The sequence below is a fragment of the Kitasatospora sp. NPDC034023 genome (assembly GCF_055575795.1).
In genome coordinates, this window is record NZ_JBVIRY010000003.1 from 66,241 (window position 1) to 88,493 (window position 22,253).

26 protein-coding genes and 1 pseudogene are annotated in these 22,253 nt (G+C 73.6%); 7 read left to right on the plus strand and 20 right to left on the minus strand.

What is annotated here, in order from left to right; genetic code table 11:
- Positions 1–180: 180 nt before the first annotated feature.
- The gene (locus tag ACZ52R_RS05620; protein ID WP_465660975.1) at positions 181–714 is read right to left on the minus strand and encodes a PadR family transcriptional regulator; all 534 of its coding nucleotides are present in this window, start codon (positions 712–714) and stop codon (positions 181–183) included.
- A gap of 224 nt (positions 715–938) precedes the next feature.
- On the opposite strand from ACZ52R_RS05620, the gene ACZ52R_RS05625 reads away from it, so the two are divergent.
- Positions 939–2,324, plus strand: coding sequence for an MATE family efflux transporter (locus ACZ52R_RS05625; protein WP_465752813.1), 1,386 nt, complete (start codon positions 939–941; stop codon positions 2,322–2,324).
- Positions 2,325–2,422: 98 nt separating this feature from the next.
- A complete protein-coding gene (locus tag ACZ52R_RS05630; RefSeq protein ID WP_465752815.1) occupies positions 2,423–2,950 on the plus strand; it encodes a DinB family protein in 528 nt (175 codons plus the stop codon).
- Here the strand turns inward: ACZ52R_RS05630 and ACZ52R_RS05635 are convergent.
- Positions 2,937–4,319 carry an MFS transporter gene (locus ACZ52R_RS05635; RefSeq protein WP_465752817.1) on the minus strand — a complete coding sequence of 461 codons (1,383 nt, stop codon included), beginning with the start codon at positions 4,317–4,319 and terminating at the stop codon, positions 2,937–2,939. The genes ACZ52R_RS05630 and ACZ52R_RS05635 overlap by 14 nt on opposite strands.
- Positions 4,316–4,906, minus strand: coding sequence for a TetR/AcrR family transcriptional regulator (locus tag ACZ52R_RS05640; RefSeq protein WP_360491141.1), 591 nt, complete (start codon positions 4,904–4,906; stop codon positions 4,316–4,318). The genes ACZ52R_RS05635 and ACZ52R_RS05640 overlap by 4 nt, the downstream gene beginning before the upstream one ends.
- A gap of 73 nt (positions 4,907–4,979) precedes the next feature.
- Between ACZ52R_RS05640 and ACZ52R_RS05645 the strand changes: the two genes are divergently transcribed.
- On the plus strand, positions 4,980–5,210 hold the full coding sequence (locus tag ACZ52R_RS05645) for a hypothetical protein (protein ID WP_465752820.1): 231 nt from the start codon (positions 4,980–4,982) through the stop codon (positions 5,208–5,210).
- A 100-nt stretch (positions 5,211–5,310) separates the two neighbouring features.
- Here ACZ52R_RS05645 and ACZ52R_RS05650 read toward each other — a convergent pair whose 3' ends face one another.
- Positions 5,311–5,490: an antitoxin gene (locus ACZ52R_RS05650; RefSeq protein WP_360491135.1), complete on the minus strand. Its 180-nt coding sequence runs from the start codon at positions 5,488–5,490 to the stop codon at positions 5,311–5,313.
- 250 nt (positions 5,491–5,740) lie between these two features.
- Here ACZ52R_RS05650 and ACZ52R_RS05655 point away from each other — a divergent pair, with 250 nt between their 5' ends.
- On the plus strand, positions 5,741–7,255 hold the full coding sequence (locus tag ACZ52R_RS05655; protein WP_465661055.1) for a M28 family metallopeptidase: 1,515 nt from the start codon (positions 5,741–5,743) through the stop codon (positions 7,253–7,255).
- Between the two features lie 303 nt (positions 7,256–7,558).
- Positions 7,559–8,965: a dihydrolipoyl dehydrogenase gene (gene lpdA / locus ACZ52R_RS05660; RefSeq protein WP_465619553.1), complete on the plus strand. Its 1,407-nt coding sequence runs from the start codon at positions 7,559–7,561 to the stop codon at positions 8,963–8,965.
- Positions 8,966–9,120: 155 nt separating this feature from the next.
- Here lpdA and ACZ52R_RS05665 read toward each other — a convergent pair whose 3' ends face one another.
- From ACZ52R_RS05665 to ACZ52R_RS05675, 3 genes are all read right to left on the minus strand, one after another.
- Positions 9,121–9,456, minus strand: a complete 336-nt coding sequence (locus ACZ52R_RS05665; RefSeq protein ID WP_360491129.1) for a GNAT family N-acetyltransferase — start codon at positions 9,454–9,456, stop codon at positions 9,121–9,123.
- Positions 9,457–9,565: 109 nt separating this feature from the next.
- A complete protein-coding gene (locus ACZ52R_RS05670; RefSeq protein ID WP_360491126.1) occupies positions 9,566–10,621 on the minus strand; it encodes an AI-2E family transporter in 1,056 nt (351 codons plus the stop codon).
- A gap of 363 nt (positions 10,622–10,984) precedes the next feature.
- Positions 10,985–11,551, minus strand: coding sequence for a DUF6328 family protein (locus ACZ52R_RS05675; protein ID WP_465619667.1), 567 nt, complete (start codon positions 11,549–11,551; stop codon positions 10,985–10,987).
- Positions 11,552–11,764: 213 nt separating this feature from the next.
- Here ACZ52R_RS05675 and ACZ52R_RS05680 point away from each other — a divergent pair, with 213 nt between their 5' ends.
- On the plus strand, positions 11,765–12,001 hold the full coding sequence (locus tag ACZ52R_RS05680) for a DUF6296 family protein (protein WP_465660967.1): 237 nt from the start codon (positions 11,765–11,767) through the stop codon (positions 11,999–12,001).
- Positions 12,002–12,143: 142 nt separating this feature from the next.
- Here ACZ52R_RS05680 and ACZ52R_RS05685 read toward each other — a convergent pair whose 3' ends face one another.
- From ACZ52R_RS05685 to ACZ52R_RS05740, 12 genes and pseudogenes are all read right to left on the minus strand, one after another.
- Positions 12,144–12,368, minus strand: coding sequence for a hypothetical protein (locus tag ACZ52R_RS05685; RefSeq protein WP_465619551.1), 225 nt, complete (start codon positions 12,366–12,368; stop codon positions 12,144–12,146).
- A 396-nt stretch (positions 12,369–12,764) separates the two neighbouring features.
- The gene (locus tag ACZ52R_RS05690; protein WP_465619549.1) at positions 12,765–14,591 is read right to left on the minus strand and encodes an alkaline phosphatase family protein; all 1,827 of its coding nucleotides are present in this window, start codon (positions 14,589–14,591) and stop codon (positions 12,765–12,767) included.
- A 281-nt stretch (positions 14,592–14,872) separates the two neighbouring features.
- Positions 14,873–16,411, minus strand: a complete 1,539-nt coding sequence (locus ACZ52R_RS05695) for a complex I subunit 5 family protein (protein ID WP_465660965.1) — start codon at positions 16,409–16,411, stop codon at positions 14,873–14,875.
- A 31-nt stretch (positions 16,412–16,442) separates the two neighbouring features.
- A pseudogene (locus ACZ52R_RS05700) lies at positions 16,443–16,745 on the minus strand (sodium:proton antiporter); the annotation flags it as partial.
- A gap of 18 nt (positions 16,746–16,763) precedes the next feature.
- Complete coding sequence (locus tag ACZ52R_RS05705; protein ID WP_465752822.1) at positions 16,764–17,507, minus strand: MnhB domain-containing protein; 744 nt, start codon at positions 17,505–17,507, stop codon at positions 16,764–16,766.
- Entirely contained in the window at positions 17,504–17,773 is a 270-nt protein-coding gene (locus tag ACZ52R_RS05710; protein WP_465752825.1) for a Na(+)/H(+) antiporter subunit B, read from the minus strand. The genes ACZ52R_RS05705 and ACZ52R_RS05710 overlap by 4 nt, the downstream gene beginning before the upstream one ends.
- Positions 17,770–18,069, minus strand: a complete 300-nt coding sequence (locus tag ACZ52R_RS05715; protein WP_465619541.1) for a monovalent cation/H(+) antiporter subunit G — start codon at positions 18,067–18,069, stop codon at positions 17,770–17,772. The genes ACZ52R_RS05710 and ACZ52R_RS05715 overlap by 4 nt, the downstream gene beginning before the upstream one ends.
- Positions 18,069–18,326, minus strand: coding sequence for a monovalent cation/H+ antiporter complex subunit F (locus tag ACZ52R_RS05720; RefSeq protein WP_360491099.1), 258 nt, complete (start codon positions 18,324–18,326; stop codon positions 18,069–18,071). The genes ACZ52R_RS05715 and ACZ52R_RS05720 overlap by 1 nt, the downstream gene beginning before the upstream one ends.
- On the minus strand, positions 18,323–18,805 hold the full coding sequence (locus tag ACZ52R_RS05725) for a hypothetical protein (RefSeq protein ID WP_465619539.1): 483 nt from the start codon (positions 18,803–18,805) through the stop codon (positions 18,323–18,325). The genes ACZ52R_RS05720 and ACZ52R_RS05725 overlap by 4 nt, the downstream gene beginning before the upstream one ends.
- A gap of 221 nt (positions 18,806–19,026) precedes the next feature.
- Positions 19,027–19,221 (minus strand): hypothetical protein, encoded by a 195-nt coding sequence (locus ACZ52R_RS05730; RefSeq protein WP_360491093.1) that lies wholly within the window; start codon positions 19,219–19,221, stop codon positions 19,027–19,029.
- Between the two features lie 91 nt (positions 19,222–19,312).
- On the minus strand, positions 19,313–19,486 hold the full coding sequence (locus tag ACZ52R_RS05735; protein ID WP_360491090.1) for a CsbD family protein: 174 nt from the start codon (positions 19,484–19,486) through the stop codon (positions 19,313–19,315).
- Positions 19,487–19,573: 87 nt separating this feature from the next.
- Positions 19,574–20,212 carry an SRPBCC family protein gene (locus tag ACZ52R_RS05740; protein ID WP_465660961.1) on the minus strand — a complete coding sequence of 213 codons (639 nt, stop codon included), beginning with the start codon at positions 20,210–20,212 and terminating at the stop codon, positions 19,574–19,576.
- A 160-nt stretch (positions 20,213–20,372) separates the two neighbouring features.
- Here ACZ52R_RS05740 and ACZ52R_RS05745 point away from each other — a divergent pair, with 160 nt between their 5' ends.
- The gene (locus ACZ52R_RS05745; RefSeq protein WP_465660959.1) at positions 20,373–21,044 is read left to right on the plus strand and encodes a TetR/AcrR family transcriptional regulator; all 672 of its coding nucleotides are present in this window, start codon (positions 20,373–20,375) and stop codon (positions 21,042–21,044) included.
- Between the two features lie 140 nt (positions 21,045–21,184).
- Here ACZ52R_RS05745 and ACZ52R_RS05750 read toward each other — a convergent pair whose 3' ends face one another.
- Positions 21,185–22,201 (minus strand): SDR family oxidoreductase, encoded by a 1,017-nt coding sequence (locus ACZ52R_RS05750; protein ID WP_465619532.1) that lies wholly within the window; start codon positions 22,199–22,201, stop codon positions 21,185–21,187.
- Positions 22,202–22,253: the final 52 nt, after the last annotated feature.

Here is a 22,253-nt window from a genome sequence, read left to right on the forward strand (position 1 = left end):
GCGGTGGCGGGTCACGCCGCGGAGGGACGCCGAGGACGTGAGGCGGATCATCATAGCCACGCCGGGGCCCGGTGGAACCAGGTCCGGAGGAACCTGATTCCGGTTGTTCGCTCGGTCGTTCGAGCGGGTGGGGCTGTGGGGGCTGTGGGGGCTATGGGGGCTGCCAGGGGCTGCGGGGCGCTACCGGGGCTCTTCCAGCTCCGCGATGGTCTCCTCCAGCCAGGTCCGTTCGGCCGCCGAGGAGGCCCGGGCGACGAGCAGCATCCCGCGCCGGAAGGGGTTGGGCTCGCGCTCGGCGGTGACCGGTCGGCCGTCGCCGTCGTAGAAGAAGCTGCTCGGCGCGGTCAGGAAGGCCAGTCGGCGGCGGAGGACGGCGGCCTGCCGGGGTGGGTCGGCGAGGTGGTGCAGGAACGTGGTGAGCGTGAAGAAGCGGATCTGGTCGGTGATCTCGACCTGCTCCGGGTCGGCCAGCCGCCGGAGCAGTTCGGCCCGGCCGTCCTCGGTCGGCTCCAGGGTCTGGCGCGGCGCGGCACCGGTGCCCGGTTCGGTGCGGCGGGACAGCAGGCCGGCCTTCTCCAGTCGTGCGATGGCGGGGTAGAGCGCGCCGTCGCTGACCGGGCGGATGTGGCCGGTCAGGCCGGTGATCCGGGACTTGAGCTCGTAGCCGTGCAGCGGCTCGTCGTACAGGAAGCCGAGGATCGCGAGGGTCAGCACGGTCGAAGCCCTTCCGTCGGAGTGCGCCCGGTGGAGCGGCCATGCTACCTCTTGCCGATATACCTCGATCCGATGTATCTCTATTCGAGGTTGCCGCCCAGGCCTCCGGTCCACGCCTCCGGTCCACACCCGAGGCCTCCGCACCAAGCCCGAGGTCCCGGACCATTCCGAGGCCCCGGCCCAGGTCCGGGCACGGCTTCGGGCGGCGGAACAGGGGAGGAATCATGCGCGGGCATCTGTCCCGACTCACGGCGCTCGCCGTACCCGTCTACGCGGAACTGCTGTCCGGGGTGATCGCCTCGGTGATCGGCACCCTCTGGGTGGCCGGCCTCGGCGGGGCCGCGGTCGCCGCCGTCACACTCGCCGGAACCGTCGAGAACCTGCTGCTCGGGCTCGTCCTGGTGGTCGGCTCCGGTACCAGCGTCCGGCTCTCCCGCGCCCTCGGCGCGGGCGATCACGCCGAGGCCGCCCGGACCACCCGGGCCGCCTGGCGGCTCTGTACCGCCGGAAGCCTCGCGCTCGCCGTCCCCGGCTTCCTGCTGCGCGACCGGCTGGCGGGGGCCTTCCTGGACGGCGAAGCCGCCGCCCGCGCCGCCGAGTACCTCGCCGTGGCCCTCCCGGCCTTCCCGCTGTTCTTCGGCCAGCGCGTCGCCGACGAACTGTTCAAGGGGGCGGGCGACACCCGCACCCCGATGCGGATCGCCCTGCTCTCCAACGCGCTGCTGCTCGCCCTCGACCCCCTGCTGATCCTCGGCGCCGGCCCGCTGCCCGGCCTCGGTGTACCGGGCGCGGCGCTGGCCCTGACGGCCTCGCGGGCGATCGCCTTCGCCGTCACGCTGCGCCTGCGGGGACGGCTGCGGGTACGCCTGCCGGGACGGCCGGCGCCGGCGCCGGCGCCGTCGGCGCGGACCGCCGGTCTCGCCGGGGGAGTGCGCGCGGCGGCGGTGCGGATCGTGCGCGCGGGAGCGCCGTTCAGTCTGGACTTCACGGCCCGGATGGCCGTCGGCGCGGCCCAACTCGGGCTGGTGGCGGGCTTCGGCGTCGCGGCGGTGGCCGGGTACGGTGTCGGCTACCGCGTGCTGCTCGTCGTCACCATGGCCTTCTACGCGCTGCGCCAGGCCGCCGCGATCGAGGCCGCCCGTCTCGCCGGCGCGGGGGAGACCGGCGCGCTGCGCACCCTGCGCCGCGACACCGGACGCCTCGCCGCGCTGCTCGGTGCCGTGGCGGCGCTGCTGTCCGCGACGCTCGCCGCCCCGCTGACCGCGCTCTTCACCGACGACTGGGCGGTGGCGGCGCAGTCCGTCGGCTTCCTGCGGATGGCAGCGCTCTACCTCCTTCCGTACGCCCTGGTGGTGGCCCTCGGCGGCGTCCACCAGGCAGCGGGCGCCGGCCGCCCGCTGGTGCTCGCCGTGCTGCTCGGCCTCGGCGCCCAACTCGCCACCTCGGCGGTGCTGTCGGGGCCGATGGGGGTGTCGGGCGTGTGGCTCGGCCCGGCAGTGGGCGCGGCGCTGCAGCTCGCGCTGCTGTCGGCCCTCGTGGGGCGTCGGGCGGCGTCGGCGCCGGCCCCGATGGCGGCCGACGAGCCGCAGGTGCGTCAGCCGGTCGAGTGAAGGGCGGCGGCGTGGACGCTCGCCAACTCGCCGCCGTGGCCGGCGCGGAGGGCCCGTGCCGGGTGTGGTCCCCCGTCGGCTGTGCCAGAGTGGCGGGCATGGGTTCCACTCCGGACGGGCGGCCGATTCCGCCCGCGCACGCTGACGAACGCGCCATGCTGGAAAGCTGGTTGGACTTCCAGCGGGCCACGCTCGGCCGGAAGGTCGCCGGGCTCGACGACCGCCAGGTGCGGCGGGCGGCCGTGCCCCCGTCGACGATGACCCTGCTGGGCCTGGTGCAGCACCTCGCCGAGGTCGAACGCACGTGGTACCAGCGGGTGTTCGCGGGCCGGGAGGTGCCGCCGGTGTACGGCGCGGACAATCCGGACGGGTACGGGCTGGACCAGGCGCGGGGGTTGGCCGAGGCGCTCGCGGACTGGCAGGCGGAGGTCGAGTACGGGCGCAAGCTGACCGCGGGAGCGTCCCTGGACACGGCAGGCCCGCTCATCGCGCAGGCGGCGGCGGTGATCGGTTCGGAGACCGTCTCGCTGCGCTGGATCCTGTTCCACCTGATCGAGGAGTACGCCCGCCACAACGGCCACGCCGACCTGCTCCGCGAGTGCATCGACGGGGTCACGGGCGTGTGACGAACTCCCGTTCCCGGTCGGCCGGTTGGCCGGGAAGTCGGGCGGCGAGCAGCGTTCCCGCCGCCGCCACGGCGGCCATGGCCAGCGCGGCGGGCGCCGGCGCCGTGCCGGGCTCGGTGCGGCCGGCGGCGGTGGTGGCGAGCGCGATGCCCAGAGCCGGGCCGATGTTCAGCGCGGTCTGCTGCAGGCCGCCCGCGACGCCCGCCTCGGCGGTGGGTGCGCCCCGGACCACCATCGCGGTGGCCGTGGCCATCACCGCGCCGAAGCCCGCACCCAGCAGCAGGAAGCAGACGGCGATGGCGACGGTCCCCGAACCGGGGCCGAGCCGGGCGGTCAGCAGCGCGCCCGACGTGACCAAAGACATCCCCACCAGCACCACGGTCCGCTCACCGTGACGCTTCGCCAGCCGGGCCGAGGCCGCAGCCGCGAGGATCATCGCCACCGCGAGCGGCGCCGCCCGCAGGGCGCTCTGCAGCGGGTCGAGCCCCAGGACGTCCTGCAGGTAGGACGTCGCCGGGAAGAGCGCGCCCTGGAGCGCCGCCGAGGCCGCGAGCAGGACGCCGAGCGGCGGCGCGACCGCCGGTGAGCGGAGCAGAGCGGGCGGCAGCAGCGGACGGGCGGTGCGCCGCTCGTGCCGGGCCAGCGCCACGGCGAGGGCGGCGGCCGCCGCGAGCCCGAGCGCCGTGGTCGCCGACCACCCGGAGTCGGGCAGGGCGACCAGGGTCTGCACGAGGCAGGCCAGAGCCAGTGCGAGCAGCGCCGCGCCCGGCAGGTCGAGCCCGCCGTCCCGTACGGCCGCCTCGGGGCGTTCCGTGGACGGCACCGCGAGGACCGACAACAGCGCGGCCCCGGCCGGCAGCAGGCCGAGCAGGAAGACCGACCGCCAGCCGAAGTGCGCGGTGAGCGCCCCGCCGACCAGCGGTCCGGCCGCCGCCGCGAGCCCGATCGCCGCCGTGCGCACCGCGATCGCGCCGGCCAGCCGCTCGGCGGGCCAGGCGGCGCGCAGCATGCCGAGGGTGGCCGGCTGCAGCAGCGCGCCCGCCACGCCCTGGACCACCCGCAGGGCGATGACCCAGCCGATGCCGGGCGCCAGGGCGATCCCGGCCGAGCACGCGGCGAAGCCCGTCACGCCGAGGGTGAAGACCCGCCGGTGCCCGTAGCGGTCGCCGACACGCCCCGCGAAGACCAGCAGCGCGGCGACGGTGACGAGGTAGCCGGTGCCGGTCCACTGGACGGCGGCGACGGAGGCGTGCAGGTCGTGCTGGAGGACGGGCCGGGCGACGGTCAGCACGGTGCCGTCGAGGGCGACCAGCGCGGCACCGGTGATGCTCGCGGCGAGGGTGAGCCGACGGCGCGGCCGCGCCGTCACCGGTCGGCCGGGCCGAGGTGGGCGTCCAGGGCGGCGCGCAGCAGCGGCTCGATGTCCTCGCTGCCGGTGATGAGCCGCAGGCTGCCCCAGGCGCGCAGTTGGGCGAGGCCGTGCAGGTTGGACCACAGGGCGGCGGTGGCGGCGGCCGGATCGTCGCAGTCCGGGTGCACCTCGGCGACCAGGCCGACGAAGGTGAGGAACAGCGGCACGGTGGTGCGGCGCAGCTCCGCGCCGCTGCCCTCCAGCAGGTCGTGACGGAACATCAGCTCGAACATGCCGGGGCCGGCGGCCGCGAAGCCGAGGTAGGCGCGGGCGAGCGCGTCGAGGCGGCTGCGGGCATCGGCCCCGGTGGCGGCGGCGAGGGCGTCGGCGCCGGCCAGGGTGTCGGTGAGCCTGCCGAAGCCCTTTTGCGCGATGGCGGCGAGCAACTCGCGGTGGGTGGGGAAGTAGCGGCGGGGCGCTCCGTGCGAGACCCCGGCGTGGCGGGCGATCTCGCGCAGGCCGAGCGCCTGGACGCCCCCGGTGGCCACCAGTTCGACGCCTGCGGCCACCAGTCGGGCCCGGAGGTCCCTTTCCTGATCAGTCATGGACACTGTCTACCAGTCGGCTGTAGACAGTGTCTACTCGCCTTTGTGGGGGTGCCCGGGCAGAATCGGCGGCATGGACGAAGGCGGCGAATCGGCCTGCTGGCTGGACCGGGTGTGCCCGGAGTGCGGACGGCTGCTCGAGCGGCCCGGGCCGGAACCGTGCGAGAACTGCGCCGCCACCGAGGACGACACGCCGCGCGAGGACGAGACACCGCGCGAGGACGAGACACCGCGCGAGGACGAGACACCGCGCGAGGACGAGACACCGCGCGAGGCCGTGCGGCCCGAACCCCGCGACCGCTGACCCTGCGAACGGAGAACCCCGGGCCGGCCGACGAGCGGCCGGCCCGGGGTGGTGGACACGGAGGGGGCCGGGGCCCGGTCCGCGTGTCGGCTCCGGCCGGCTACTGGGGCGGCGGCTGGTCGCGGAACTGGTTCTTCGCCTGCTCCTGGGCGGCGTCCACCTGGCCGCTGTACTTGCCCTGGGTGCGTTCGTCGACGGTGTCACCCGCGTGGTCGACGGCCTTGTCGGCTTGCTCCTCGTGGCCTTTCAGCAGGCTCTTGAGCTTATCCATCATGGACATGTGGTCACACTCCTGGATGAGACGGCCCCACTCCTCCAATATCACCGTGCATCCCCTTCCGCGCATCCCGCGGGGTGCGCGGCGGGCTTGGCAACGCGATTCCGGTCCTGTCAAATCGTGAGTTCACGGCCCGTCGGAAGGAGTCGCCTTGAAGCTGCGCACCCGTCGCTCGACCACCCCGCTCGACCGCTCCACCCGGTACGACCGCACCAACCGGCTCGACAGCGCCACCCCGTTATCGCGCCCGCGGATCGCCGCCACCCGCCGCGGTGCGGGTGCCGCGCTGACCGTCGCCGCCCTGGTCGGCCCGCTGCTGCTGGCCGGTGCCGGGAGCGCCGCCGCCGACCCGGACCCGGCGCGCAAGGGCGCCAGGCTGGCCGCCCGGCTGGTCGAGGCGAGCGATGCGGAGAGCGCCCGCGGCACCCTGGCCGCGCTGCAGCGGATCGCCGACCGCAACGGCGGTACCAGGGTGGCCGGTTCGAAGGGCCACGAGCAGTCCGCGCAGTACGTCTACGAGCAGGCGCGGCGCGCGGGGCTCAAGGTGTCCAAGCAGGAGTTCGAGTACACCTTCTTCGAGGCCGGTACGCAGCGCCTCGACGTGGTGTCCCCGAAGGCCGAGTCCGTGCCCGTGGTCGCCATGACGTACTCGGTGAGCGGCCCGGAGGCGGGCCTGACCGCCGAGTTGGCGGTCTCCCCGGTCAGCGCCACCACCGGCTGCGCACCCACCGACTACCCGGCGGGCGGGTTCACCGGCAAGGTCGCCCTGATCCGGCGCGGCGGGTGCAGCTTCGCCCAGAAGCAGGCCGCCGCGGCGGCAGCGGGCGCGGTCGGGGCGCTCATCTACAACAACACCGTGGGCGACCTCAGCGGGACCCTCGGGGACCCGACGGCCGGGAAGGTCCCGACCGGCGGGATCACCCAGGCCGCCGGCGAGGCCCTGGCCGCCGAGGCAGCCGCCGGGCCCGTCCGGGTGACCCTCGACATCCGCACTGTCATGGAGCCGCGCAAGACCTGGAACGTCATCGCCGAGACCCGCGGCGGCGACCCGAACAACACCGTGATGGTCGGAGCGCACCTCGACTCCGTCCCGGCCGGGCCCGGCATCAACGACAACGGCTCCGGCTCGGCCGGCATCCTCGAGGTCGCGCGCAACCTCACCGTCCACCCGGTGAAGAACAAGGTCAGATTCGCCTGGTGGTCCGCCGAGGAGTTCGGCCTCAAGGGCTCCGAGGCGTACGTGAAGTCACTCTCCGAGGCGGACCAGAAGAAGATCCGGCTCTACCTCAACTTCGACATGATCGCATCCCCCAACTACGCGCAGTTCGTCTACAACGGCTCCGGCAGCGCCGGTGGCGGCGCCGGCCCCGACGGCTCGGCGCAGATCGAACGGGACATCACCGGCTACCTGGACGGCCTCGGCCTGCCGCACGACCCGAGCGCCTTCGACGGCCGCTCCGACTACGGTCCGTTCATCGACGCGGGCATCCCGGCCGGCGGCACCGACACCGGCGCCGAGAAGATCAAGTCCCCGGAGCAGGCGGAGCGTTACGGCGGCACGGCGGGCACCGCCTTCGACTCCTGCTACCACAAGGCCTGCGACAACCTGGGCAACATCGACATGGACGCCTTCGACGTCAACATCGACGTGATCGCCCACGCCGTCGGCACCTATGCCTGGGACCTCTCCTCGCTACAACGGCCCGTACCGGCCGGGAAGGCGGCGGCCGCCGGCGCGAGCGGCCACACCCACGGCGTGACGGCCTGACGCCCGGGTGGGCCCGCTGCCGTCCTCGGGCGGCGGGCCCACTCGCCCGCCGTACCCACCGTGCCTGCCGCGCCTGCCGTGCATGCCGCGCCCGAATTCGCCATCGGCCCCCTCCCCTCCGTCATCACCCCTGGTGGACGTCGGTGCGGTCACCGTAGCGGAGACCACTGACAATCCGGCCCCGCGGCCTGTACGGTGCCGCGCGGAGCGCATCCACCGAGACCCGGTGGGTGCGCCGCGCAAGGTCCTGCCACCATGGGACCGAGATCACGACACCGTGACACCCTCGGAGGAGTCAGCAACATGAGCACGCACTACGACGTCGTCGTCCTCGGCGCGGGCCCCGGCGGCTACACCGCCGCCGTCCGCTCGGCCCAGCTGGGCCTCAAGGTCGCGGTCATCGAGGCCAAGTACTGGGGTGGCGTCTGCCTCAACGTCGGCTGCATCCCCTCCAAGGCCCTGCTGCGCAACGCCGAGCTGGCCCACATCTTCACCAAGGAGGCCAAGACCTTCGGCATCAAGGTCGAGGGCACGGTGACCTTCGACTTCGGCGAGGCCTTCCGCCGCAGCCGATCGGTGGCCGACGGCCGGGTCAAGGGCGTCCACTACCTGATGAAGAAGAACGGCATCACCGAGTACGACGGCTGGGGCACCTTCGTCGACGACCACACCCTGCAGGTCGCGCTCAGCGGCGGCGGCTTCGAGGTCGTCACCTTCGACCACTGCGTCATCGCCGCCGGCGCCACCACCCGCCTGCTGCCCGGCACCAGCCTCAGCGACCGCGTGGTCACCTACGAGGAGCAGATCCTCACCGAGCAGCTGCCGGAGAGCATCATCATCGCGGGTGCCGGCGCGATCGGCGTCGAATTCGCCTACGTGCTGCACAACTACGGCGTGAAGGTCACCATCGTCGAGTTCCTCGACCGCGTGGTGCCGCTGGAGGACGTCGAGGTCTCCACCGAACTCGCCAAGCAGTACCGCAAGCTGGGCATCGAGGTGCTGACCTCCACCCGGGTCGAGTCGATCGACGACAGCGACCCGAACGCCAAGGTCCGCGTCACCGTCACCAAGGACGGCGAGCAGAAGGTGCTGGAGGCCGACAAGGTGCTCCAGGCGATCGGCTTCGCGCCGCGCGTCAACGGCTACGGCCTGGAGAACACCGGGGTCAAGCTGACCGACCGCAACGCCATCGCGGTGGACGGCCGCGGCCGCACCAGCGTCGACCACATCTACGCGATCGGCGACGTCACCGCCAAGCTGATGCTCGCGCACGCCGCCGAGACCATGGCCGTCATCGCCGCCGAGACCATCGCCGGGGCGGAGACCATGGAGGTCGACTTCGCCATGATCCCGCGCGCCACCTACTGCCAGCCGCAGATCGCCTCCTTCGGCTACACCGAGGCGCAGGCCCGCGAGCTGGGCTACGACGTCAAGGTCGCCAAGTTCCCGTTCACCGCCAACGGGAAGGCCCACGGCCTCGGCCACCCGATCGGCTTCGTCAAGGTCATCAGCGACAACAAGCACGGCGAGCTGCTCGGCGCCCACCTGATCGGCCCCGAGGTCACCGAGCTGCTGCCCGAGCTGACGCTGGCCCAGCAGTGGGACCTGACCGTCCACGAGGTCGCCCGCAACGTGCACGCCCACCCGACCCTGGGCGAGGCGGTCAAGGAGGCCATCCACGGCCTCGCCGGTCACATGATCAACATGTGACCGACCGCTCCTGACACCCGCCGCGCCCCGTCGAGCGACTGCTCGATGGGGCGCGGCAGGTCCGGGGCGGGGCCGGGGAGGTTGCTGCTCAGGGCCAGGCCAGGCCAGGGCCAGGGAAGGCCAGGCCAGGCCCGCCCGCGTACTGCGTGGGCCCGTCAGTAGAGCTCGGTGCGCAGCCAGCTCTTGACCTCGGGGGTGACCGGGTCGGTGATGTCGGTGAACTCGTCGTGCTTGGTGAGGAACTTGGCGACGTACGGGCAGATCGGCACGATCCGCTTCCCGGCCGCGCGCACGTCGCTCAGTGCCTCCTGGACGAGGCGGGAGGCGAGGCCCTGGCCAGCGAAGGCGTCGTCGATCTCGGTGTGGAAGAAGACGCGCTGCTCCTCGTGGTCCCGGTACTCGGTGAAGCCGGCGAGCTTGCCGTCCACGAGGATCTCGTACCGGTGCCGCTCGTCCGCGCGCTCGACGACGGTGCTGGTGGGAGTGGTCACGGTGGGGCCCTTCGGTCGTGCGGAATGTCACTGAAGTCGATCATGGGCATCCTGTCAGGCCACCCCCGCGCGGGCCATCCCCCCGCGCTCCCGGGCTGAGCCCTGCGGGTCAGCGCCCGCGGGGGCGGTGGCTCCGCTGTTCGCGCAGTTCGCCGATCACCGCCCAGGCGACCGACACCACCGGCACCGCCACCACCGCGCCCAGGACGCCGGCCAGCACGGCGCCGCCGATCACCGACAGGGCGATGACGACCGGGTGGATCCGCACCGACCAGCCGAGCACCAGCGGGTGCAGCAGGTGGCCCTCGATCTGGCCGATGATCACGATCAGGGCCAGCACCAGCAGGGCGATCACCGGGCCGCGGGCCGCCAGGGCGACCAGGGAAGCGATGGCCAGGGCGATCGGCGAGCCGATCAGCGGAACGAGCGCCGCCACGAACTCCAGCACCATCAGCGGCAGGACCAGTGGCACCCCCAGGATCGCCAGGGCGATGCCGACCAGGATCGCGTTGGTCGCCGCCACGATCAGCACGCCGCGGGTGTAGCCCGCGAAGGTGCGCCAGGCCGCGCGCCCGGCCCCGTCCCAGACCGAACGGCTGCGGGCCGGCAGCTGCCGCTGGGCCCAGGACCACATCCGGTCGCCGGAGTGCAGGAAGAACACCGAGCAGAACACCGCGAGCGCGAGCCCGGTGACCAGTTCGACGGCCCGGCCGGCGCCGCTGAGCGCGGTGCTGACCAGCGTCGAGCGGTGGGCGGCGATGAAGTCGCCGATCTTGGACCGCAGGTCGGTGACGGTGCCGGGCCTCAGGTGGAAGGGGGCGCCGGTCAGCCAGCGGTCGATCCGGCCGAGGCCGCCGCGCAACTCGTTGCCGAGCCGACTCCACTCGTCGGCGACGGTCGTCCCGACCAGCGTCAGGACCCCGCCGATCACCGCGAGGGTGACGAGGAAGGCGAGCAGGACGGCCAGCGAGCGGGGCATCACCCTGGCCAGCAGGTCGACCAGCGGGCGCAGGACCGAGGTGATGACCAGAGCCACGAACAGTGCGATGACCGGTACTTCGAGCCGGGCGAGGACGTCGACGGCCAGGTAGGCACCGACGCCGAGCAATCCCAGCCGCCAGGTGTACCCGGCGGCCGTCCGCAGCCCGGCGGGGACGCGGTCCACGGAGGGCGCGTTCCCGGGCGGCCCGGCCGGGCCGCTGCGACGCCGCGCCACCCGAGGGCGGCGGCTGCCGAGCGGTACGGCCCGCCGAGGGCGGGGGCTCACCGGCTCCTCACCCCGACGACCCGGTCATGCGGCCTGCTCGTGCTGGACCCGCAGCGGCCGCGGGCATCGCACCGCGGGCTCGTCGCGCTCATGGAAGCCATCCCGGATGGAAGTCCTGCTCCCGGCGTCCCTCTCGGCATCTCTCTCCCAGCGTCTCTCCGGCAGCGTCTCTCTGGCCGGGGCCTTCGTGCACCTGTCGCATTCCGCATGCCTGCCGGACGCCTGCCGTACGCGGCCCGTGCGCCGCGGTCCGTACCCACGTCACTGCGGGGGGTCGCGCGGGGGCCGGTCGGCCCCGGGTTCGGCAGACGGCGGGCCGGGCGCCCCGTTGTGGCGGTGCAGGTGCAGGACGGGGAGGAGTAGCCAGGAGGACGCGAACCAGAGCATGACGGCGCCCGCGATCCAGCCCGAGGAGGCCGAGTCGCCGGTCGCGACCCGGAGCAGGAGCAGCAGCGCGGAGCCGATGGTCAGCGCCAGCAGGACCAGGCCGGTGGCCACCAACCGGGCGGCTGCGTCCACCAATTGGGGTTTGAGACGGCGACCGGCGAAGATCCGGTGGTAGGCGACCGGGGCGGTGAGCGCGCCGGTGGCGAGGGTGCCGAGGATGACGGTGGCCACGTACAGCCCGTGGTCGAAACCGCCGAGCTGGGCGAAGCGGGGCATGAAGACCACGCTCAGCAGGAAGCCGAAGAGCACCTGCGAACCGGTCTGGGCGACGCGGACCTCCTGGAGCAGGTCGCTCCAGCGACGGTCCGCCCGTTCGTCGGGCGACTCCTGCCGACCGGTCCGGGGTCGGCCGACGCGGCCGTTGGCGCTGGTATCCGGCATGGTCATGGGATCGCCTCCGCCTCCTGTCCACCGGTGCGTGTAGCCGCGCCAGGCCGGGGCAAACGCGGAGCGGGATCCACCGGTCGTCCCGTGAGACCGACGTCTGTCCGCAGGCGCAGTCCCGGCACCCGCCCGCGGACCAATGGTGCGCATACAAGCGACCTGGTCGGGAGGACAATCGGTGACACAGGGTGGGGAGAGAAGGAGGCCGTGATGAGAAGCCTCACGCGCCACTACGCGGTGACGCTCCCCGGCCCGATCGGCGCGCACGCTCCACCGGCCGTCGTCGTCGTTCACGAGACGCACGCGGAGGGGCCCGACGGAGGCCTCGTCTGGGAGAGCGCGGACGGCGGACTCCGGGTGGAGATCACCGGAGAGGTGGCCACCGTCCTCGCGGCTCCGGGAGTCGACAGCCGGCACCCGTGCCTGCCGGCCGTGCCGCTGCCGTGACGGACGAACGCCATGACGAGGACGGTGACGGGCGGTGACGAACCAGGACCGTGACGGGCGAGGACCGCGACGGACCAGGACCGCGACGAGTGACGCATGACGAGCGACGCGTGACGAGCGTGACGAATGCCGCAACGGACCGTTACCGGGCGCTGGCCGCCAAGGCCTCGCGCACGGTGACCAAGCAGGGATCGCAGTACCGGTCCGGCTCGGCCGAACCGGTACCGTCCCCCGCCGGGACGACGCGCTGGGACGGTTCGAGGAACCGCCCGCACAGCGACGATGTCGCGTCGTCCTTCGCCACCACGTGCCACACCACGGCGGGCGGGGACACCGCCGGGTCGTGCTCGGCCCACATCTCGTACACGGCGTTACCTCCGGATCGCTGGGGCTCGGTCAGTCCATGCAACCTCGGAGCCTCCCGAACGGCCACCGGGCCAGACCCGGTGGGATGGTTGTGGCGCCGGTGGAGCCGGACGCCGGTCCCCGCGTCGGATGCCCGGCCCGTGTTGTACGCCGTGGCGGCCCCCGGACGGAGCAACCGGTCCGCCGCCGCCCGCGTCCACGCCCCGTTCGACGGCGGCACCTGCCCGGCCGGGCCGCGCCGCTTCGCGTGGGGTCCGAGCCGCAGCCGTACGGCCGGCTGGGGCCCTCGTTCCTCGCGGCCCGAGTTCATGACCGCCTGACCACCCTGGGAACGCGAACACCGCCGGGCCCTGTCGAGGGCCCGGCGGTGCCGGGGTGATGCGGGCCGGGCCGGGTGTCAGGCGCGGCGGCCGCGCCTGCGGCGGGTGACGAACACCGCGCCGCCGCCGACTGCGAGCAGTGCCACGGCCGTGACCGCGATCGGCAGGGTGTTGGAGTCCGCACCGGTCGTGGCCAGCGCCGGGCCGGACGCGCTGCTGGTAGGCGCCGCGACGGCGGTGCCGGAGCCGGTGCCGTCCGTCGGGCCGGCCGGGGCGGAGGTGGTGGTGCCGCCGGTGGGCTGGCCGGTCGGGGTGGCCGCGCCGGCCGGCTGGCCGGTGGCCGGGTCGAGCAGGAGAGTGGCCGACTGCGGGTTCTTGAAGTCGAACAAGCCCTCGATGGAGCCGGCGTGCTCGTCGAAGGAGGCGTCGCCGATCCGGCCGGTCTTCCAGTTGTCCTCGACGAAGCGCAGGATCGAGGTCTGGTCGGTCAGCGTGTGGTCGACGAAGTTGGCCTTGGCGTACGGGGACGCGACCATCAGGGGCAGGCGCGGGCCGTAGCCGCAGCGGTCGGCGTACCCGCCCCAGCCGCCGTCCTTGCCGCACTGACCGGCGCCGCTCAGGCTGTCGTTGGCGGCGTCCCGCGAGCCGTTGACGGGCTCGGCGAACTTGTGGTCGTACCAGCCGTCCGAGTCGTCGTAGGCGATGACGACGGCGGTGGAGGCCCAGTCCTTCGACTTCTGGAGCTTGTTCAGGGTGTCGACGACGAACTGCTGCTCGTCCAGCGGGTCGGAGTAACCCGCGTGGCCGTCCTGGTAGTTGGCGGCCTTGAGGTAGCTGACGGCGGGCAGGTTGCCGTGCTGCACCGCGGCGTCGAAGTCGGTCAGGTCGTACTGGTGGTTGGCCTGGCCGGCGTGGCCGATCTCGTCCACGTCCTTGGGCGCCAGGTGCTTGGGGTTCGCCGTGGACTTGTAGTACTGGAACGGCTCGTGGTGCGGGTTGTAGTCGGTCTGCGACGCACCCACGATGTTGTTGTGGGTGGCCCCGCAGACGGCCTTGCCGTCCTTGTTGTCGGTCGGCTTGAAGCCGCCCTGGAACCAGCCCCAGCTGACGCCCTTGTCGTTCAGCAGGTCGCCGACGTTCTTGCCGGTCATCACCAGCTGGTTGTGCTGGGAGCTGGAGCAGTCGTCGTAGCCCGGGTCGGGGTCGTTGATGACGGTGCCGACGCCGTTGGCGTCCGGGGAGGAGACCGCGTAGGCGTCGGTGGTCTTCTGGCCGGTCTTCGGGTCGACCGGGTAGCCGCCGTGGGTCTGGCCGGCGATCAGGTTGAGTGCGCCGGGGGTCGACGGGCCGTAGGTGGTGCCGAAGAAGCTGTCGCTCATCGAGAAGCGCTGGGCGTAGTTCCACAGGGCGGTGACGGTGTTGCCGTCGTAGTAGTCCATCACCAGGCCGGGCTGGGTGAACATCGGGGCCTTGCAGCTCTCGACGTCGGTGTGCTCGACGAACTTGTCCATCTTGCCGCCGTCGAAGGCGAGCTGCTCGTCCTTGTAGGTGTGGTCCTGGTCGCACGTGACGGCCTGGGCCGGGCTCAGCCGCTTCGGGTTGGTCCCGTTCGGGTTGTGGTGGAGCAGGTCGTCGGAGAGGCCGTCGACCTTGGGGGTGCCGGGCTTGGCGGTGAACTTGACCTTGTCGTCGGCGGTGTTGGCCGCGTTCGGGTAGGTGCCGAAGTAGTGGTCGAAGGAGACGTTCTCCTGGAATATCACCACCAGGTGCTTGATCGGGGTGGCGGTCTGCGGGCCGTCGGCCGCGAAGGCCGCGGGCGCGCCGCCGAAGGCCGCCAGCGAGACTGCGCCGAGCAGGCCGGCGCCGGAGCGGAGCCACCGTGTGCGGGTGGGGAATGCGTGCATGGTTGGTACCTCGAACGTCAGGTCATTTTTGTCAGAGTTGGGGCCCGTCGCGTGGATCTTGTGGCGACGGGGCGCCATGAAACTAGACGGGCGAGGTGAACGTTATTTACATGCACATGTGAATTCAAGGTGAACCAGGGCGGGCCGGGGCGGAGCGTTCTGGCTTCTAATCGGTTCGGGTGCGTCGGATGGTTGACCAGCCGTCAGTCGGGTGCCACCTTCTGCGGTGGTCAAAGCCGCATGGTCGTCAAAGCCGCGCGGTCGTCAAAGCCGCATGGTGGTCACAGCTGCGCGGTGAGCGCGACCAGCAGCGCCGCGAGCCCCACGGCGAGCCACGCCACGTAGTCCCCGAGGAGCCCGGCGTGCAGGCGGCGCAGCGGCAGCACGACCGCCCGGTGGAGCCCGCCGCTGCCGCGCCGGGGGTCCTGCCGGACGGCGGTGGTGGCGAAGCCGGCGGCCAGCAGGGCGGAGAGCACGCCGAGCCCGACGCCGGAGGCCGTCCACCAGGCCTCGGGCGGTGCCGCCCCGGGTTCGGTCAAGGCAGGCGCGGTCGACGCAGGCGCGGTCGATGCGGGTGAGGTCGCCTGCCCGAGGGCGTCGGCGAGGTAGCCGGCGCGGTCGCTGAAGGCCGCCGCCCCCGCCGCGAGCGCCCGGCCGACGCCGGGCAGCACGCCCACGGCCAGACAGCCCGCCAGCAGCAGCCCGGGCACCAGCACCATCGGCGGGGGCAGCCGCCGCTCCGGGGCGCGGATCTCGGGCTCCTCGCCCTCGCCGGTGGTGTCGGCCACCTCGGGGTGCTCCTTCGGCGGCGCGCCGAGCCCGCCGAAGACCCGCAGGCCCGCGCGCAGCACCGCCCCGCCGGTCAGCGCCGACACCAGCACGAACACGGCGGGCAGCCAGGCCAGTTCGTGTCCGGCCGCCTCCTCGGCGACGGCCTTGCCCAGCCCGGTGCCGAACGGCGGCAGCCCGGCCAGCGCGAGCGCGCCCAGCCCGAACAGCAGCCCGGGCAGCCGGAGTTCGCGGGCCCGGCCGTGCAGCCCGTGCTCGTCCACCGAGCCGTACCGGTCGAGCAGGACGCCGGTGAGCCCGAACAGGGCGGCCTTGGCGCCCGCGTGGCCGGCCACGTACACCGCCGTGCCGGCCAGTCCGGCCGGGGTGAGCAGGGCCGTGCCGATCAGGAACAGGCCGATGTGTCCGACCGTGGAGAACGCCAGCATCCGCTTCAGGTGCCGCTGCTGCCAGCACATCACGGCCCCGACCAGTGCGGTCAGCACCCCGGCGGCCAGCAGGGTGTCCCGGACCACGGCGTCGGGCAGGCCGCCCGCGCCGGAGAAGACCACCCGGTGGATCCGGGCCACCCCGTACACGCCGAGTTCGACCATCACCCCGGACAGCAGCATGCACACCGGGCTCGGCGCGACCGCGTGCGCGTCCGGCAGCCAGAAGTGGAACGGCGTCACGGCGGCCTTCACCAGCGGACCGGCCAAGACCAGGACGAAGGCGAGCACCAGCAGGGCGTCCGGGCCGCGCCCGGGCGCGGCGAGCCGGTCGAGTTCGGCGCCGATCTGGGCCAGGCCGAGCTCGCCGGTGCGGGCGTAGAGCAGGCCGATGCCGAGCAGTGACAGGTAGGCGGCGGCCGAGTTGACCAGGCCGAAGGCGAGCGCACCGTGCAGCGGGCGCGGGTCCTCGATCCGGTAGCCGGTCAACGCGTAGGCGACGGCGCCCATCAGCTCGAAGAAGACGAAGGCGTCGAAGAGGTCCCCGGTGAGGGCGAACCCGCACATCCCGGCCTCGAAGAGCAGCACCAGCGCGGGGAACATCCCGCCGTGCTCGCCGGAGGGCTCGTCGAAGGTGGCGCTTGCGCAGTTGGATCACCAGGGCGAGGAGCAGCGCGGTGACGGTGGCGCCGACGACGACGTCGGTGAGCGTCAGGGCCTGGACCACCGGGTCCACCACCGGGGCGTCGGTCGGCAGGTCGGAGAAGACGGGGGCGGTGGCGTCGCGGCGGTAGCCGACCGCGAGCAGCAGGACGTACGTCGAGGACTGGGCGACGGCCAGGCATCCGATGGCCTGCACCAGGTTGCGGCTGGTCACCAGGCCGTACAGCCCGGCGAGCAGGATCCACCCGGCCATCAGGTACGGCAGTTCACTCACGCGCCCACCTCGCTTCGCTCACTCACCGGCTCCTCCCGCGGGGGCGACCTCGACGGCCTGGTCCAGGAAGTGCGCCAGCAGCACCACCACGCCGGAGGCGACCTCCACCCCGACGGCGGCGTTGACCACCGCCACCAGCCCGCTGGAGGAGAGCTGGTTGAAGGTGCCGAGCGGCAGCGTGTTGGCGAGGTAGCCGGCCCCGGCCGCGAGACCGACCAGCCCGAGCGCGGCGAACGCCCCGGCGGCCAGCGCGTCCGCGACGTCCAGTGCGGCGAGCGGGCGGATCCGCTTGAGCACCCGGTAGTCGGCGGCGACGTACGCCAGGTGCAGGGCGGTGGCGAGCGCCACGCCGCCCTGGAAGCCGCCGCTCGGGCTCAACGCGCCGTGCGCGACGAGGTATCCGCCGGTCAGCACGGTGACCGGCAGCAGCGTGGCGCCGAACAGCCGCGTGGTGGGCAGCACCGGCTCGGCGGCGGCGCGGCGCTTGTGCTCGTCCCGGGCCAGGCGTAGCAGCATGCCCGCGCCGAGCACCGAGCCGAACAGGATCGACTCCTCGCCGAGGGTGTCGAAGGCCCGCTGGTCGAAGTTGACGGAGGAGACGATGTTGGCCGTTCGCCGCTCCAGTCCGGCCGCCACCGCACGCTCGCCGTACGGGTGCCGGAGCCCGCCGAAGCCGGGCAGTCGGCCCGCGGCGGTGATCAGCCCGGCGGCGAGCACGGCGGCGGCGACCAGGAACAGCCGCAGCCGGGTGTTCCGGTTCACTCGGAGCGGTCCGGGTGGTCGTCGGAGTGCTCCTCGCGGCGCACCCGGCGCACGGTCAGCAGGATGAGCAGCGGGGTGATCGCGCTGCCGACGCCGAGCTGGGAGAGCGCGACGTCGGGGGCCTGGAGCACGGTGAAGAGGACGGCGAGGCAGAGCCCGAGCAGGGCGAGGACGGCGGCCTGCCGGACCGGGTCGCGGGTCAGCGCGGCCGCCGTGGCGGTGAGCCTGGTCAGCAACAGGGCGATCACGATCAGGGCATCGGTCACCGCTCGGCCTCCCGGGCGGCCTCGACACGGACGGTGGCACGGGCGACGGCCATCGTGGTGACGGTGCCCCCGACCGCCGACAGCAGCCCGATCACCAGCAGTTTGACCGCCGCACGCCCCGGCCCGGTGTCCACCGCGAGGGCGAGCGCGACCAGCGGCGCGCCGAGCGCGGCGGCGGGGGAGAGGGCGTGCAGGCGCAGGTACGGGCCGGGCAGCACGGCCAGCGCGAGGGCGGCGAACAGCAGGGCGGCCGTGCCCGCGCACAGCAGCACCAGGGCGAGGACGTGACGGTCCATCAGTGCTCCTCGCCGGCCAGGAAGCGGGTGAACACCAGCGTCCCGGCGGGTGCGAGCACGGCCAGGTCGAGCGCCAGGTCGGTGTACGAGCTGCGGCTGAAGCCCTGGGCGAGCAGCAGCAGGACGGCGGAGGCCACCGTCGCGGCGAGGTTCAACCCGGCCAGCCGCCGCTGCGCCTCGCCGCGCAGCCCGAGCAGCAGGCACGGCCCGATCCCGCCGACGGCCAGGAAGGCCGCCGCGAGCAGCCAGGCGTTCACTCGGCGCCCGCCGTCGGGGTGTCCGCTGTCGAGGTGTCCGGGTCGGCCGTCAACGCGCGCTCCAGGGAAGAGGCTTGTCGGCCGAGCGCGTGCACCGTGAGGGTGCCGTCCGCGGCCTCGACGGCGTACGCGCCGGGGGTCGAGGAGAGCAGCGCGGCCGCCCAGGCGGGGCCGGTGCCGTGCGCGAGCCGGACGGTGCGGAAGCCGGCCTGCCGACGCCCGGGCGAGACCACGGCGAGGGCCAGCCGGCCGGTGTCGGCCAGCAGCGTCCACGGGAAGGCCCACAGCGCGGCGGCTAGGCGGGCCGGACCGCCCGGGGAGGCGCCCGAGGCGAGCCGCACGGCGACCGCGCCGACCGCCCCGAGCAGGGCGACGCCGCCGCCCACGGCCACCTCCAGTGGCGACACCGAGCTGATCAGCACGGTGTTGAGCAGCAGCAACAGTCCCCACCAGAGCAGGAGTTCGGCCGCCCTCCGCATCTCGTCACCCCCGTCCCGGTCGCCTGTCCCGGTCGTCTGCGCAGCGCCGCGGGTGCGGCGAGCGGCCCCAGGTGTACCGCCCGGCGGGTGACGGCGTCCCGCGCGCAACGCCGCCGCGCGTGGGATCGCCGCGCCGGACCACCCGTTCGCCGGAGCGCGCGGCCGAAACCTCCGATCAGCCGACAGCTCGGATCATCGGTCGAACTGTCCGCGAGGGCTGGTCAGTCGGTCGGCTCGTCGGGCGCCGGTTCGCGGGCCGGCTCGGTGGTGTCGAACTCGGGGCCGTCCTGCGGACCCTTCTCCTCCTCGTGCTCGGGCGGCGGTGAGCCTTCGCCGGTCATCCGGGACTCGGGAGTCTCCACGGGAACCCGAGGGTCCCTGGGCACGGGCTTGTCCTGGTCGGTCATGGGATGCATGCATGCCTCCTCGGCCGGGTGCGCCGTAGGGCGCGGAGCGTGCGCGACAAGCGGAACCCGGGGCCGTCTCCGGACGGCCCCGGGTTCCGGGTCAGTGCTTCCCCGCGTCCTTGATCTTCTCCCCGGCCTGTTTCAGGTCGCTCTCCACCTGTTCGGCCTTGCCCTTGAGCTCGGTCGAACGGTCGCCGGTGGCCTTTCCGGCGGCTTCCTTGACCTTGCCGCCGGCCTTCTCCGCCATGTTGCGCATCTTGTCGTCGGTGCCCATGGAAGGCGCTCCTCTCGTCGACGGGGCTCGGTTCGGCCCCGGGCGGCGTCTGCCCGGGAGGCGGGGTTCCATGCGCCGGCTCCCGGTTCAGTTCGCCTGCTGCTGTGCCGCGCCGGCCTCGGCGGTGGTCTTCAGGTCGTGCAGCCAGCCCTCGAGGCCCTGGCGGAGGATCTCGGTCGCGGCGGGCACGTTCGCGTCGACCTGGGGGCCGGTGTGGGTCTCCTCGGTGCGCACCAGCACGCCGCCGTCGACCTCGGTGAAGTTCCACACGTGGACGCCGTCGATGTGCAGCCCGTCGGCGACGGCCGGGCCGGTCCAGCGGATGCAGGAGCCGGGCCGCAGCTGCCGGACGGTCGAGGTGATGTCCAGGCCGGTGGCGGTGGTCGCGGGGTTCGGGGGCAGCGGGGTGGTCCACCGGAACACCGAACCCCGGTGCAGCGGGCCGTGGTCGAGGCGCGCCGCGCTCTGCACGGCGGTCTGCCAGGACGGCCAGCCCGCCACGTCGGTCTGCAGCTTCCAGACGGTGCGCAGCGGCGCGTGGATCACGGCCTCGGTCCGGTACCGGACCCGGGCGTCGGGGTCGACACCGGCCCCGCGGCAGGTGAGGGACGTGTCGTGGCGGGAGGCGGCGGCCTCGGCCGGCGCGGCGGCGGTGCCGAGCAGGCCGAGGACGAGCGGAACGGTGAGGAGGGCGGCGCGGACGCCGGTGCTGCGGATGCCGGACATGGAACTCCCCTTCGCTGATGGGCCGTCGAGTGTGGTGCTAGAGGTTCACGCCTTCGTGAGAAGTTGTAACCCGACGACAAGGAGGGAGTCAAGACCTTTCGTGATAACCTCTAACAAAAGCGTGAGCATGTAGGTCTACGACTCGGGGAGCGGGCAGGACATGGCGAGGACAGGCGCGGACACCCCGCGCGAGCGCTACCGGGCCCAGCTGCGCGAAGAGGTCAAGAAGCACGCCTGGGAGCAGATCGCCACGGCGGGCGCCTCCGCGCTCTCACTCAACGCGATCGCCAAGCAGATGGGCCTGAGCGGCCCCGCGCTCTACCGCTACTTCGCCGGCCGCGACGAGCTGATCACCGAACTCGTCCGGGACGCGTACCGGAGCCTCGCCGACACCCTGGGCGCGGTCGCGGTGGGCGGCGCCGACCTCGCCGCGCTCGCGCGCGCCCTGCGCGGCTGGGCCCTGGCGGACCCCCAGCGGTACTTCCTGATCTACGGCACCCCCGTCCCCGGGTACCACGCGCCTGCGGACACCACCGCCATCGCCGACGAGATCATGCGCATGCTGGTCGACGCCTGCGCCGCACTGACTCCCGAGGTCGCCGGGGCCTCCGAGACCCCCGGGGCATCGTTCGGCGCCCACCTGGAGGCCCACCGGGACTGGGCCGGCGACCATCCCGCCCCGTCCGGGGTCCTCCACCGCTTCCTGGTCGTCTGGACCCGCCTGCACGGCGTCCTGTCCCTGGAGCTCGCCGGTCACTTCACCGGCATGGGATTCCACCCGGACCTGCTCTTCGAGGCCGAGCTGGACGGCCTGCTGGCTCCCCGGTTCTGATCCGGTCCTGGCTGGCCTAACCGGTCTGACCGGGCCTGACTGGGCCTGACCGCGCTCCTGGGTCCGACCGTCCGCTCCCCGGTTCCGACCGTCCGCTCCCCGGTTCCGACCGCCCGCCGAGGCCGGCCGGCGCCCGCGAGTCACCGCCTCCGGGCGGCCGCGCCCGCCACGGCGCCGAGCAGCGCCGCCCCGCCGACGGCGAGCAGCCCGTGGTGTCGGGACGCCCACAGCTGGGCGCTGCGCTCGTGGGCCTCGTCGTCGAACCGGCCGTGCGCGCCATGGTCCTCGGTGGAGTCCAGGGGCGCCCACAGGTTGGACTGCTCGTCCACCCGCCGGGGCCGGTCCTCCTGCTGGGCGTCGATGCCCGTGCGGGCCAGGTAGCGGTCGAGCAGGCCGGGCGCCACGGCGTTGGCGATCAGGGTCGCCACGGTGCTGCCGCCCACCCAGTACTCCCGGCGCCCGGGGTGGTCGGCCGCGAACCGGACGGCGCGCGCCACCACCTCCGGCTGGTAGACGGGCGCGACGGGCCGGGCCCGCCCGCGCAGGCGGTTGAGCACCCAGTCGAACTGCGGGGTGTTGACGGCCGGCAGCTGCACCATGGTCACCCGCACCCCCGACCCGCTGGCGAGCAGTTCGCAGCGCAGTGCCTCGTGCCAGCCCTGGATGGCGTGCTTGGCGCCGCTGTAGGCGGTCTGCAGCGGGATGCCCCGGTAGGCGATCGCCGAGCCGACCTGCACGACCGTGCCGTGGTCGCGGGGCAGCATCCGGCGCAGCGCGGCCCGGGTGGCGTTGACGTACCCCAGATAGGTGACATCGGTGACCCGCCGGAACTCGTCGGGGGTGATCTCGGTGAAGGGCGCGAAGACCGAGGCGAAGGCGTCGTTGACCCAGACGTCGATCGGCCCGAACTCGGCCTCGGCGCGGTCGGCGACGGCCTCGCAGGCCTCCGGATCGGACACGTCGGCCAGCACGGTGCGCACCTCGGCGCCGGCGGCCTGCGCCTCGGCCGAGGCGGCGCGCAGCCCGGCCAGGCCCCGGGCGACCAGCACGAGGCGGTCGCCCCGGCCGGCGAAGGCGCGGACGCAGGCCCGGCCGACCCCGGCGGTGGCGCCGGTGATGACCACGGTGCGGGTGTGGGAACGCGTGCGGATCGTCATGGCGGGCGTCTAGCCGGGCGGGCCCCGCCGAAACGTCACGCCGAAACGTCAC

What these genes read in the sequence shown, in the direction of transcription:
- ACZ52R_RS05625 (WP_465752813.1), top strand. Translation starts at nt 939, where the DNA reads ATGCGCGGGCATCTGTCCCGACTCACGGCGCTCGCCGTACCCGTCTAC.
- ACZ52R_RS05630 (WP_465752815.1), top strand. Translation starts at nt 2,423, where the DNA reads ATGGGTTCCACTCCGGACGGGCGGCCGATTCCGCCCGCGCACGCTGAC.
- ACZ52R_RS05640 (WP_360491141.1), bottom strand. Translation starts at nt 4,906, where the DNA reads ATGACTGATCAGGAAAGGGACCTCCGGGCCCGACTGGTGGCCGCAGGC.
- ACZ52R_RS05645 (WP_465752820.1), top strand. Translation starts at nt 4,980, where the DNA reads ATGGACGAAGGCGGCGAATCGGCCTGCTGGCTGGACCGGGTGTGCCCG.
- ACZ52R_RS05650 (WP_360491135.1), bottom strand. Translation starts at nt 5,490, where the DNA reads ATGTCCATGATGGATAAGCTCAAGAGCCTGCTGAAAGGCCACGAGGAG.
- lpdA (WP_465619553.1), top strand. Translation starts at nt 7,559, where the DNA reads ATGAGCACGCACTACGACGTCGTCGTCCTCGGCGCGGGCCCCGGCGGC.
- ACZ52R_RS05675 (WP_465619667.1), bottom strand. Translation starts at nt 11,551, where the DNA reads ATGCCGGATACCAGCGCCAACGGCCGCGTCGGCCGACCCCGGACCGGT.
- ACZ52R_RS05680 (WP_465660967.1), top strand. Translation starts at nt 11,765, where the DNA reads ATGAGAAGCCTCACGCGCCACTACGCGGTGACGCTCCCCGGCCCGATC.
- ACZ52R_RS05690 (WP_465619549.1), bottom strand. Translation starts at nt 14,591, where the DNA reads ATGCACGCATTCCCCACCCGCACACGGTGGCTCCGCTCCGGCGCCGGC.
- ACZ52R_RS05695 (WP_465660965.1), bottom strand. Translation starts at nt 16,411, where the DNA reads ATGTTCCCCGCGCTGGTGCTGCTCTTCGAGGCCGGGATGTGCGGGTTC.
- ACZ52R_RS05715 (WP_465619541.1), bottom strand. Translation starts at nt 18,069, where the DNA reads ATGGACCGTCACGTCCTCGCCCTGGTGCTGCTGTGCGCGGGCACGGCC.
- ACZ52R_RS05725 (WP_465619539.1), bottom strand. Translation starts at nt 18,805, where the DNA reads ATGCGGAGGGCGGCCGAACTCCTGCTCTGGTGGGGACTGTTGCTGCTG.
- ACZ52R_RS05730 (WP_360491093.1), bottom strand. Translation starts at nt 19,221, where the DNA reads ATGCATCCCATGACCGACCAGGACAAGCCCGTGCCCAGGGACCCTCGG.
- ACZ52R_RS05735 (WP_360491090.1), bottom strand. Translation starts at nt 19,486, where the DNA reads ATGGGCACCGACGACAAGATGCGCAACATGGCGGAGAAGGCCGGCGGC.
- ACZ52R_RS05740 (WP_465660961.1), bottom strand. Translation starts at nt 20,212, where the DNA reads ATGTCCGGCATCCGCAGCACCGGCGTCCGCGCCGCCCTCCTCACCGTT.
- ACZ52R_RS05745 (WP_465660959.1), top strand. Translation starts at nt 20,373, where the DNA reads ATGGCGAGGACAGGCGCGGACACCCCGCGCGAGCGCTACCGGGCCCAG.
- ACZ52R_RS05750 (WP_465619532.1), bottom strand. Translation starts at nt 22,201, where the DNA reads ATGACGATCCGCACGCGTTCCCACACCCGCACCGTGGTCATCACCGGC.